Here is an 11,756-nt window from a genome sequence, read left to right as displayed (position 1 = left end):
ACGCACAGAATCTGTAACAAATCCGACAAATTCGGCTGGTCATTGCCGATGGCACAAGTTCCGAGGCAACGGAGCGGCCTGTCGAAGCACGGCTGAGACCGCCTCGGTATAGCTTTCACCGTCTTTTTCGTGGCGCTCACCGGCGTGCAGAATCAACGGCGCATGGAGGCGAAATGCCGCGCGTCCCCCTTTGCGGGCGCTCAGGATGACCAGTTCGGTCTCGCGGCCCACCCGCGCGCTGAGCGGCAGCACCTCGATTGAACCCAGTTTCCCCTCACAAGCCGTCAGCATATCGGGAAGACGGTCGGCTTTCTGGATCACGTGCAGGAACCCCCGAGGGGCAAGGCGTTTGGCCGCAACGGTGATCCAGTCGATCAGAGGCGTATTTTCGCCCAGTGCAATGCTTCGCCCTGTGTCGCTGGCGGGGCTATGCGCCCCAGAACGGTAATAGGGCGGGTTCGCGATTACGTGATCAAAGTGCCGCTGTCGGAGCTCATCAGGCAAAGCGTTCAGGTCAGCCTCGATCACGTCCAGATCACAGCCGTTGATTTCCGAATTGCGGCGGGCCAAATCCGCATAGGCCGGTTGCAATTCGATCCCAACCATTTGCAGCCCCGCCACCCGCGCGGACAGGCATAAAATGGCAGCCCCCGCGCCACATCCCAGTTCAAGCACGGATTGCCCGGCCTTTGCAGGGACCGATGCGGCAAGCAGAACAGGGTCTACCCCGGCGCGGTAACCTGACGCAGGTTGCAGCAATCGCACCCGGCCACCAAGGAAATCGTTGCACGTCAATTCATTGTCGTCGAAGCGCATCATCGGCCCAGCGGGATCTCGTTGTCGCGCATCACACGCTCGGCCCGGGTCAGGTCTTCGGACCGAACCATCAGCCGACGAGGGAAAATCCCGATACCACCTTCGAGGATGCTCATATTTACGTCCATCTGAAAGCAGTCTATATCCTCGCCCTCAAGGAGAGCGGATGCAAAGGCCAGGATTGTCGGATCGGTACTGCGCAACAGTTCTTTCATGGGGATGGATGTAAGGGCAAGGCGAGGCGAAAGTCGAGCCTTGTATCAGGAGTGTGATGACCGTCGACATGATCTCAAAACCGCATGAGCGTCTCGCTGAAATTCTGGCGGGCGAGATGGAGGCCGTGAACGGGCTGATCCGCACGCGGATGGCATCGGACCATGCGCCACGCATCCCGGAAGTGACGCGGCATCTGGTCGAAGCAGGTGGAAAACGCCTGCGCCCGATGCTGACACTGGCCGCAGCACGCCTGTTTGGCTATTCCGGCGACCATCACGTGCGCCTTGCCGCGACGGTCGAGTTCATTCACACCGCCACCCTGCTGCATGACGACGTCGTGGATGAAAGCGCACAGCGACGGGGCCGCCCGACCGCCAATCTGCTTTGGGACAACAAATCCAGTGTTCTGGTTGGCGATTACCTGTTTTCACGCAGTTTCCAGCTGATGGTGGAAACGGGCTCGCTGCGCGTTCTGGATATTCTGGCCAATGCCTCTGCAACCATTGCCGAAGGCGAAGTGCTGCAAATGACGGCCGCAACCGATCTGAGTACGGATGAAAGCGTTTACCTTCAGGTCGTGCGCGGCAAGACGGCGGCATTGTTTTCAGCCGCGACCGAAGTGGGCGGCGTGATCGCAGGTGCCTCGGAAGCGCAGGTCAAAGCGCTTTTCGACTATGGCGATTCACTGGGCATCGCGTTCCAGATTGCCGATGACCTGCTGGATTATCAGGGCGACAGCAAGGCGACCGGGAAGAATGTTGGCGATGACTTCCGTGAACGGAAACTGACCCTGCCCGTCATCAAAGCCGTGGCGCAATCCACGCCGGAAGAACGCGCCTTCTGGGAACGTACGATCGAAAAGGGCCGCCAACAGGACGGGGATCTGGTTCAGGCGCTGGGTCTGATGAACAAATACGCCACGCTGGAAGAAACCCGGCAAGACGCTTTGGGTTGGGCAAACAAGGCCAAAGCCGCTTTGGATGTATTGCCTGACCACGATATTCGCAGTCTGCTGCGCGAATTGGCCGATTACGTGGTTTCACGTCTCAACTGAGCTGCGTGGCGCGGCACCACCAATCAGGATGGGCTGCGCCGATCTCATAGGCCGCAAAATGCGCGTCTTTCATCGTCGGATACAACGCAAAACAGGTTGATCCTGACCCTGACATGCGCACCATGAGCGCGCGATTGGTCATCTGCAACTCGTCCAACACCTGCTCGATCTCAGGTGCGATGTTCATGGCGGGCACCTGCAGATCGTTGCGTTGATTGCGCAGCCACTGGGCGCACTCATCAGCATTGTCAAACTCAGGCATGCTTTCAGGCATTAGCGGGTTGTCTCTGGACGCCAGCGCGTTGAAAACGGCACCGGTGGGCACCTGGACATTTGGGTTGACTAAAAGGGCGGGCAGGTGCGGAAGGTTCACCGCCGTCAAACGATCGCCAATGCCCTGCATTCTGATCGCCCGACCTTCCAGGCAGACGGGGACATCCGCCCCCAATGACAACGGCAGGCCCCGCGGAAGGTCGTGGCCCTGATCTGCCAGGGCCCCAAGCGTGGCCGCGGCATCAGACGACCCTCCGCCAATGCCCGCCCCATGGGGCAAGGACTTGGTCAGTTGAATACGACCGGTCCAACCGACAGCTTCTGCCGCCTTCCAGACCAGATTTCGGCTGTCCGTGGGGACTCCGCCGGCAAACTCGCCGCGCACGTCCATGGACAATTCGGGGCCGGGGGTGAATGTCAGCCGATCACCCAGATCGGCGAATACAACCAGCGAATCCAACAGGTGATAGCCGTCGTCTCGACGGCCAGTCACATGAAGGGTCAGGTTGATCTTGGCGGGCGCAAACGCCTTAATTTCCATTGGCGACTTTCAATGGCTCCGAACCTTCTTCGGCCAGAACGGCATCCAGCCCGACTTCGATCTTGCGCCGGATTCGATCCGGATCGGCTTCGCCGTCGGTGTCTTCCGGGTCGATGAAGGACAAGGCGCGGCTCCACTGGAACTCGGCCTCGCGCGCGCGCCCGACAGCCCAATAGACGTCACCCAGATGATCGTTGACCACCGGATCCACCGGCATCAGCTCAACCGCACGTTCCATGTGTTCGACGGCCTCGTCGTAACGCCCCAGACGGAACAGTACCCAGCCCAGACTGTCCACAATATAGCCACTGTCCGGACGCGCAGCTACTGCGCGCTCGATCATATCCAATGCTTCATCCAGCTTTTCTTTGCGCTCAACCAGAGAATACCCTAGGTAATTCAGAACCTGAGGTTGATCCGGGTTTAGTTCCAGCGCCCGGCGGAAATCAGCTTCGGCCTGATCCCAGTGCTTCAGCCTTTCATGACTGATGCCACGTGCGTAATGCAGGAACCAATTCCCACCCGCCGCGCTATCCGTCAGCGCGATCGCAGTGTCATAAGAGGCCACGGCAGCGGCATAGTTTTCCTGTCGGCGCTGCAAATCTGCCAAAGCGACATGCACACCCGGAAAATCAGGATCCTGCGCAGCCAGGTTCTGCAACACCTCGACGGCCGCATCGGTTTTTCCCGAACGGTCCAGAACTTCGGCGCGGCCCAATTCGGCCGCATGGTGATCGTTGCTGTCCGCCGGGACTTGGCGGTATGCCTCAACCGCCAGATCATATTGCTGCAAGTTGTCCAGCAGATCCGCGCTCAGCAAAATGGCATCCACATGATCGGGGCGCAGGAAACTGGCCAGGCGTGCGTACAGCAGAACGTAATCGGCTGATGCTTCGCTGTTCAATGCGGCACCGACGGTGAAAAAAATCTCGGCCATGCCGTCCTGAGCGGATCGGACATGGGTGAACGGCAATGTTTCACCCGCCGCCAACTGGCTCAAATACGACTCGATGGTCGGGTCACTGCCCGCCACAAACACATCGTCCAGAAACTGAACGGCGTCTTCGTTGCGATCCAGCTGCGAAAGAATCTCGGTGCGGGCCAAAGCAGCACGACGAGAGAACCGGGCAACCGTTCCATCATTGTCGGCAAGTATCGCCTCGGCGCCTTCGAAATCACCGATAGACGCCAATGCCATCGCCTTGTGGTAAAGCGCGAACTCCCTGAGACCATCCTGTGTCGCGACAGAATCGAACTGTTCCATCGCCTTGGTCATCTCACCCTGCCCCAGATGGGCCCAGGCGATCATCAGGCCGTCAACAAGGGGACCAACACCCTGTGTTTCAGGGTCACGGGCCAGCAGGTCGTCAAATTTCCCATCGGTGATCAGATTGGCCGAAATTACCATACGCGCAGCCTGGCTGGGCAGGTTTGCTTCCTCGATCTGCTGGGCGATCGGCAGCGCGCGCGCCACTTCCCCCAAGGCGATGCGTGCAACGACAACGCTTTCCTGCAACAGCGCATTTTGGGGATCAAACCTGAGAGCCTGAGCGTAGTATCTTTCAGCGGCAGAATAGTCGTTTTCGTAAATCGCCTGCCGCCCGGCCAGATAAGACCCGGCGCCCGTTTCCGAATAGGCCGGAACTGCGACCGACGACATGAACAGCACGGACAAAGCCGCGCGACGAACCAGGGAAAACACCGAAATCCTGCCTTGCTATCGTTGACTGAGGGGTAAGCTAGGGCTTCGGCAGGCAAGAGGCAATGGCAGAGCCTTCACAGCGCAGCCATTGCCCGTTTTTTGCTTACATGTTCGGATAGTTTGGACCGTCGCCGCCCTGCGGTGTGGTCCAGGTGATGTTCTGGCTGGGATCCTTGATGTCGCAGGTTTTGCAGTGAACGCAGTTCTGGAAGTTGATGACGAATCGCGGGCCGTTCTCATCCTCGACCACTTCATACACACCTGCCGGGCAATACCGCTGTGCCGGCTCATCGTATTTAGGCAGGTTGACCTTCACGGGGATCTCGGGATCGGCCAGACGCAGGTGGCAGGGCTGGCTTTCCTCGTGGTTTGTCGCTGCGAACGAGACATTCGTCAGACGATCGAAGGACAGCGTTCCATCCGGCTTTGGATAATCGATTGGCTGGTGCTTGCTGGCATCCTCGGTCGATTCCGCGTCGTTCTTGCCATGGCCCAACGTGCCGAACAGCGAAAAGCCAAACGTGTTGGTCCACATGTCCAGACCACCCAACATCAGGCTGGCGGTCAGACCCCATTTCGACCACATCGGCTTGACATTGCGAACCTTTTTCAGGTCGGAACCAATCGCACCATTGCGAACTTCGGTCTCGTAAGCCGTCAGCTCATCGCCCGAACGTTCGGCCTTGATCGCTTCGAAAGCAGCCTCGGCCGCAGCTTTGCCCGACAGCATCGCGTTGTGGTTGCCTTTGATGCGCGGCACGTTGACCATGCCCGCCGAACAGCCCAACAGCGCCACGCCCGGCGCGACCAGTTTCGGCATCGACTGATAGCCGCCTTCCGTAATCGCACGGGCGCCGTAAGCGACCCGCTTGCCGCCTTTCAGCAGATCGGCCACCATCGGATGGTGCTTGAAACGCTGGAACTCCATATAGGGGTACAGATGCGGGTTCTTGTAATTAAGGTGCACCACGAAGCCGACATAGACCTGATTATTTTCAAGATGATAGATGAAGGATCCGCCGCCTGCGTTGCTGCCCAAAGGCCAGCCCATCGTGTGCGTCACGCTGCCTTCCTTGTGCTTGGCAGGGTCGATCTCCCAGATCTCTTTCATGCCGACACCGTATTTCTGCGGCTCTTTGCCCGCAGACAGGTCGTATTTGGCGATCACTTCCTTGGACAGCGACCCGCGCACACCTTCTGACAGGAAGACATATTTGCCGTGCAGCTCCATCCCCGGTTCGGTGTTGGGGCCGTAGGAACCGTCTGCCTCCAGACCAAAAACGCCTGCTACCACGCCTTTGACTTCGCCATTGTCGCCATAGACCATTTCCGAGCACGCCATGCCCGGAAAGATCTCGACACCCAGTTCTTCGGCCTGTTCCGCCATCCAGCGGCACACATTGCCCATCGAAACGATGTAGTTGCCGTGGTTGTGCATCAGCGGCGGCATCGGGAAGTTCGGGATGCGGACCTGGCCTGCTTCACCCAGCATGTAGAACTTGTCGTCCTTCACGGGCACATTCAGCGGCGCGCCTTTTTCCTTCCAATCCGGGATCAGCGCGTCCAGACCACAGGGATCAAGAACCGCGCCCGACAGGATATGCGCGCCAACCTCGGAACCCTTTTCCAGAACGACAACGTTCAGGTCGGCATCCAGCTGTTTCAGACGGATGGCCGCCGACAGGCCCGCAGGTCCTGCACCCACGATCACCACATCGTATTCCATCGCTTCGCGTTCAATCTCGGCCATCGCGGGCTCCCTAGCTAACTTTCCGAATTGGCGCTGTCACCGCATGATCTGCGCAATTTTGTTTCACGGCTGATTACATGGTCGGAAAGACATTGGTCAATCGAAACACGGCGTAACAAGGGCGCTATTCGACACATCACCCCTCTGGTGCATCCCCCATCAGGTACCTGGGACCGCTACCATGCGATTTTGCCCGGTCATCGGGGTTGTAGAGCGCACATTTCGGCAGGCTCAGACACCCGCATCCGATGCAGCCATCCAGATTGTCGCGCAACCGCATCAGGGTGTCGATTCGCTGATCCAGATGGGCCCTCAGCTGTACACTGATTGCCTTCCAGTCCTGGGGCGTCGGCGTGCGGTTTCCTGGCAGGCCCGACAGCACCTGACGGATTTCAGGCAGGGTCAGGCCGAACTGCTGCGCAATCATGACAAAGCTCAGTCGCCGAATATCGGCCCGCTGATAGCGTCGCTGTCCGCCCGCGTTGCGCCAGGGCGAAATCAGACCCTGCGCTTCGTAATACCGGATGGCCGACACGGCCAGACCTGTGCGCCGGGCTAATGCGCCAATCGCCAGCCCCTCTGATACCGCCATCAAACCCTCATAAAAAATTCCTTGACCTAAAGTTAGGTTTAGAAATTACGCTGAGTCGGGACAAGCCAAAAAACACAGGAGATCCCATGATGGCGACGCTTGAACACACCAACTTCACTGTCCGCGACCCGAAAGCCTCGGCCGATTGGATGCAAAAGGTCTTTGGCTGGAAGACCCGTTGGGAAGGCCCCGCAATTGCCGGCGGATACACTGTGCATGTCGGCTCGGCCCACACGTATCTGGCGCTTTACAAACCTGATGATCCGAAACAGTCGGATGAAAGCAGCTATGATGTGATCGGCGGGCTGAACCACGTGGGTGTTCTGGTCGAAGACATCGATGCCACCGAAGACAAGGTTCGCAAGGCAGGATTCGAGCCCCACAACCATGCCGATTACGAACCAGGGCGCCGGTTCTATTTTCGCGATGACAACGGGATCGAGTTCGAAGTGGTGCAATATGATTGAGATGATTTGGCTTTGCACCCCATCGCAGCGTTGGCGCAGGTCGCGGCATCCGGATCATCGGCACAGGCCCCACCCCAAATCAAAACGGCGCGAAGTCGCGAATTGACCGCTGCTGACGCTGTCACCTCTTGCAATTCACGTGGCATTTGGGTCAGGTAACTGCCAATCTAACATTCGCCCCGACGCTCCTGTGCGGCGGGGCGACTCAATTTATGCGTGGACGTAGAGAGTATGGAAAAGATCCCGATGACGCCTGCGGGCAATGCCGCGCTCGAGGCTGAGCTGAAGAACCTCAAATCCGTTGAACGCCCGGCGATCATCGAAGCCATCGCCTCGGCGCGCGAGCTGGGGGACCTGAAGGAAAACGCCGAATATCATTCAGCCCGCGAAAAACAGGGCTTCATCGAAGGTCGCATCAAGGAACTGGAAGGTATTCTGTCGCTGGCCGATGTCATCGATCCGGCAAAATTGTCGGGTGCGGTCAAGTTTGGCGCAAAAGTCACATTGGTCGACGAAGATACTGATGAAGAAAAGACCTGGCAGATCGTTGGTGAATACGAGGCCAATATCGAAAACGGCCTGCTGAACATCAAATCCCCCATCGCCCGCGCCCTGATCGGCAAAGATGAAGGGGACAGTGTCGAAGTGCGCACCCCCGGAGGCGTGCGCTCTTACGAAATCCTGAGTATCGAATACGCCTGACCGGAGCGCATGTAATGTCGGGGCCAAAACCTGACCCGGAAACCGAAAAGCCGACGTCGCTGGGCATCTATGATCGCCCGAAGACTCCGGCTGTCACCGAAATCGAGATTGCCGCACTGGTACTCAGCCTGATCTGGCTGGTGGTGTCGGTCGTCTTTCTCGTGCTGCCCGGTCAGGGGCAGAACGGCGGCTTTGTCGTCGCCTTTCTGGCCGTGTTCATGCCCGTGGCGATGATCTGGGTTGCGGCCACCGCGATGCGCGCCAGCCGTGTGATGCGAGAGGAAAGTGCGCGGTTGCAAACGGCAATCGACGCGATCCGGCAGGCCTATGTGGCGCAGCAGCAGCGCGCCTCCAGCACCTATGAACCTGCGGTGACAAAAAAGCTGGATGAAATCGCTGCGGCCACACGGAAAACCGAAGACGCCTTGGCAACGTTCTCGACCAAACGCACAGCGCGCTCTGCAACGGCCGCGCAGAGTTCCGCTCAGGGCGACCAGACCTCGTTGGAGCTGGGCACACTTGCGGAAGAGATCACACCGCCGCTGAGTACCGAGGTTTTCATCCGCGCCCTGAACTTCCCCGAAACGCAGGATGACACCGAGGGGTTCAATGCGCTGCGTGTTGCATTGAAGGACCGCAAGACGGCACAGCTTGTGCAAGCTTCGCAGGATGTTCTGACGCTGCTCAGCCAGGAAGGCATCTACATGGATGACCTGCGGCCCGACAAGGCCCGGCCAGAAATCTGGCGCCAGTTCGCCCAGGGCACACGCGGGCGCGCCGTGGCGGCGCTGGGGGGGGTACGCGACAGATCCTCACTTGCGCTGACGGCAGCCCGGATGAAACAGGATCCGATTTTCCGCGACGCCGCGCACCATTTCCTGCGCCGGTTTGACAAGATGATGGCCGAGTTCGAACCCACGGCAAGCGATGCGGAACTGAGTGAACTGGGTGAAACCCGAACGGCCCGCGCATTCATGTTGCTGGGTCGCGTGGCGGGCACGTTTGATTAATCCGCCCCGACAATCCACGACATTTTGGTCACGCTGCTGAAATTGAACAGATACTTCAGCGGTCCGGTTTTTTCTTGACCCCGGGGCTGGAATCCCTCGCGCTCGTAAAGGTTGCGGGCGCGGGGGTTCGTGTCGATGACATCAAGCTGAACCTCTGAGATGTCTCGGTTGCGGGCCTCGGACTTGATGGCATTCAGCAATGCCGTGCCCACTCCTTTGCCGCGCGCCTCGGCAGCGACAAAAATACCATCCATCTGGAACACGCCCGGTTTCAGTTCGCGCTCCAGCACGCTCAGAACCAAGGCGCGCCAGGTCGCCCCGAACCAGCCATAGACCCGAGCCAGATCAGACATATTGCCCCCCGCAAAAGAGCCGTCGCGTGTCTTGAAACCTGCCAGCCCCAGCATCCGGCCCGCTTCATCCCGTGCAACCAGCGCGAAATCCGGGTTCAATGCGATTTCAAAGAAAGCCAGTCCTTTTTCGTCCGGCCCCATGACTTTGCCCAGCTTTGCCGCAAATGCCTGCCAGAACAGTACCGCCGCTTGCGCGCGTTCCTGATCGGCGAACCCTCTGGAAATCGTGACCGTCACAACCCGAAACTTCCATAAGGAAGGAACCGGACCATATCGCCCGGTTTGACATGGCGCGCACCGTCCTCGATTTCAACCAACCCTTCAGCCCAGCTGAGGCCACTGATCCGGCCTGATCCTTCCGAGTGGAAGACCTCGGCCCGCCCGTCCCGCATTCGGGCGCGCAGATATTCCCGGCGACCGGGCTTCTTGCGCTTTTCAAAGGCGGCAGGCACTTCGAAACCTTGCGGTTCAGCCCAGCCTTCGCCGGACATCAGCCCCAAGGCCGGACGCGCGAAGATCAACGTACAGACCATGGCGGCAACCGGATTTCCGGGCAGGCCAAACACCGGCACGCCAGACCACAAACCCAAAGCCAGCGGCCGCCCGGGTTTCAACGCAATGCGCCAGTGCTGCATCGCTCCGGCCTGACGCAAAAGGGCCGAAACATGGTCTTCGTCACCCGCTGACGCGCCGCCACTGGTCAAAATCACATCCGCCTGCTCTGCGGCCTGATCCAATCGATCCCGCAAGGCGTCCCGATCATCCGAAACACGCCCCATATCCACGGGTACGAACCCCATACGATCGATCAAGGACAGCAGCATCGGGCGATTGGCGTCGAAAATCTGACCCGGACCAGCGTTCTCTCCGGCTTCGACCAATTCATCGCCCGTAGAGACCACGGCCACGCGAAGCGGTTTGCGCACGTTGACTTCGGCAATCCCCACGGCAGACAGCAGCGCAAGATCGGCAGGGGTCAGCCTGCGCCCGGCAGGAAGGGCGATATCGCCTGCGGCCACATCTTCTCCCGCGCGCCGTGTGTTGGCGCCTTTTTTCAGCGGGCCGTGGAAGGCTATGTGGCCGTCCTTGACCGTGACATCCTCTTCCAGAATGACCGTGTCGACACCGGCGGGCAGCGCCGCCCCCGTCAGCACGCGCAAGGCCCGGCCTTCAGGCACGTCACCGTCGAACGGGATCCCTGCCGCCGCGCGCCCGTCAACCAATGGCATGATCTGTGGGCCATCAGGGGCGGGACCGGCAAACCCGTACCCATCCACGGCCGAATTCGGTTGCGGCGGATTCGAGCGTCGGGCGACCACATCCCCGGTCAGAACGCGCCCGCATGCCAGGGTCAGCGCCATCGTCTCAGACGCGGTAATCGGGTGCAGCCTGTCACGCAAACAGGCCAGCGCCTCATCCACCGGTGTCCAGTTGACCCCGGCGGGCAACGCGAAGCAATCGTTCCGCAACGGGGGCGGGGCTATGTTCGGCTTGTCCTGAGGTACACCCAATATCCAACCTTCCTCTGCCGCTGAGACGTTCAATTGCGCATCCAACTCCTGCTCTGTCAAACGCGACAGAGTCAAGGCGACCTGTTCAACCTGCCAGGCATCCTTGATCCGCCCATCCGGTGCAGCGCCAAGGATCAAAGACGGCCAGATTTCCACGAAGGCAACAGGTTTATCCAGCGGCTCGAACGGCCAGACCGAGATTTGCCCGGCAAACCGGTGGCGAAGCCGGTTCAGAATCGGCAGCCCCATCATGACTTGGCCACCAACCGCGCCTGCCCCTGCCATCTGCCAGCAGGTGAAGCTTCCTTTTGCCAAAGTCTCAACGACACGACGGTTCGGGAACGGGTTGGAATAGTCCGATTTGGTACGCGGCAGGCCGTTAATATCTCGGCGCAATCCATTCATCCAGAACGGACCACGGCCGCCAAACTGAAGGTTGATCCGACCCGCCAGATCAAAGCGGTTGTTGGCCTTCGGAGAATCCTCGACTTGTTGGTCGAACCAATCCCACAACACCAGCGGATCGTCCGTTCCGGTCATCGCCCGTGCGAAGCCGCAAGGATATCCAAAAGGAAAATCGAACCCAAGAAGCAGACGGCGACCGGCCTTAAGCTCGGCCCGGATCAGAGCATCCAACCTCTGCTCGGCTATCCGCCTGTTGCGCAGGTATTCGGGGTCAAACGCTTTTCCGTTTCGTGCAATGCAGGCCCAGATCGCATCCTTGCGCGGGGTCGGCCCGGTGTCGTTTCCGCCAGACCAATCCACCATT

General features: G+C 59.4%; 12 protein-coding genes. 4 read left to right on the top strand and 8 right to left on the bottom strand.

Annotated elements, in window-relative coordinates:
- Positions 1-39: 39 nt before the first annotated feature.
- Both ACR0I0_RS13805 and ACR0I0_RS13800 read right to left on the bottom strand, forming a co-directional pair.
- Complete coding sequence (locus ACR0I0_RS13805) at positions 40-819, bottom strand: tRNA1(Val) (adenine(37)-N6)-methyltransferase (RefSeq protein WP_210093345.1); 780 nt, start codon at positions 817-819, stop codon at positions 40-42.
- Positions 816-1,031, bottom strand: a complete 216-nt coding sequence (locus ACR0I0_RS13800; RefSeq protein WP_152456800.1) for a putative signal transducing protein — start codon at positions 1,029-1,031, stop codon at positions 816-818. The genes ACR0I0_RS13805 and ACR0I0_RS13800 overlap by 4 nt, the downstream gene beginning before the upstream one ends.
- A 56-nt stretch (positions 1,032-1,087) precedes the next feature.
- On the opposite strand from ACR0I0_RS13800, the gene ACR0I0_RS13795 reads away from it, so the two are divergent.
- Entirely contained in the window at positions 1,088-2,086 is a 999-nt protein-coding gene (locus ACR0I0_RS13795; RefSeq protein WP_480491869.1) for a polyprenyl synthetase family protein, read from the top strand.
- Here ACR0I0_RS13795 and ACR0I0_RS13790 read toward each other — a convergent pair.
- From ACR0I0_RS13790 to soxR, 4 genes are all read right to left on the bottom strand, one after another.
- The gene (locus tag ACR0I0_RS13790) at positions 2,079-2,900 is read right to left on the bottom strand and encodes a 4-(cytidine 5'-diphospho)-2-C-methyl-D-erythritol kinase (protein ID WP_480491867.1); all 822 of its coding nucleotides are present in this window, start codon (positions 2,898-2,900) and stop codon (positions 2,079-2,081) included. The two genes, ACR0I0_RS13795 and ACR0I0_RS13790, sit on opposite strands and share 8 nt — an antisense overlap.
- Positions 2,890-4,560 carry a tetratricopeptide repeat protein gene (locus ACR0I0_RS13785; RefSeq protein WP_171724352.1) on the bottom strand — a complete coding sequence of 557 codons (1,671 nt, stop codon included), beginning with the start codon at positions 4,558-4,560 and terminating at the stop codon, positions 2,890-2,892. The genes ACR0I0_RS13790 and ACR0I0_RS13785 overlap by 11 nt, the downstream gene beginning before the upstream one ends.
- Before the next feature lie 145 nt (positions 4,561-4,705).
- Positions 4,706-6,352 carry an electron transfer flavoprotein-ubiquinone oxidoreductase gene (locus ACR0I0_RS13780; protein WP_171634982.1) on the bottom strand — a complete coding sequence of 549 codons (1,647 nt, stop codon included), beginning with the start codon at positions 6,350-6,352 and terminating at the stop codon, positions 4,706-4,708.
- Between the two features lie 136 nt (positions 6,353-6,488).
- Positions 6,489-6,944, bottom strand: a complete 456-nt coding sequence (gene soxR, locus ACR0I0_RS13775; RefSeq protein WP_171724285.1) for a redox-sensitive transcriptional activator SoxR — start codon at positions 6,942-6,944, stop codon at positions 6,489-6,491.
- An 86-nt stretch (positions 6,945-7,030) separates the two neighbouring features.
- Here soxR and ACR0I0_RS13770 point away from each other — a divergent pair, with 86 nt between their 5' ends.
- From ACR0I0_RS13770 to ACR0I0_RS13760, 3 genes are all read left to right on the top strand, one after another.
- Complete coding sequence (locus ACR0I0_RS13770) at positions 7,031-7,411, top strand: VOC family protein (RefSeq protein WP_171206067.1); 381 nt, start codon at positions 7,031-7,033, stop codon at positions 7,409-7,411.
- Positions 7,412-7,642: 231 nt separating this feature from the next.
- Positions 7,643-8,113, top strand: coding sequence for a transcription elongation factor GreA (greA, locus tag ACR0I0_RS13765; RefSeq protein WP_170346321.1), 471 nt, complete (start codon positions 7,643-7,645; stop codon positions 8,111-8,113).
- 14 nt (positions 8,114-8,127) lie between these two features.
- A complete protein-coding gene (locus ACR0I0_RS13760; protein ID WP_480491864.1) occupies positions 8,128-9,123 on the top strand; it encodes a hypothetical protein in 996 nt (331 codons plus the stop codon).
- Here ACR0I0_RS13760 and ACR0I0_RS13755 read toward each other — a convergent pair.
- Positions 9,120-9,713, bottom strand: a complete 594-nt coding sequence (locus tag ACR0I0_RS13755; protein ID WP_371807761.1) for a GNAT family N-acetyltransferase — start codon at positions 9,711-9,713, stop codon at positions 9,120-9,122. The two genes, ACR0I0_RS13760 and ACR0I0_RS13755, sit on opposite strands and share 4 nt — an antisense overlap.
- Positions 9,710-11,755, bottom strand: coding sequence for a molybdopterin-binding protein (locus ACR0I0_RS13750; protein ID WP_480491948.1), 2,046 nt, complete (start codon positions 11,753-11,755; stop codon positions 9,710-9,712). The genes ACR0I0_RS13755 and ACR0I0_RS13750 overlap by 4 nt, the downstream gene beginning before the upstream one ends.
- Position 11,756 lies beyond the last annotated feature (1 nt).

Source organism: Ruegeria sp. AG6, assembly GCF_056541565.1.
This window is presented reverse-complemented; position numbering and strand designations above follow the sequence as displayed.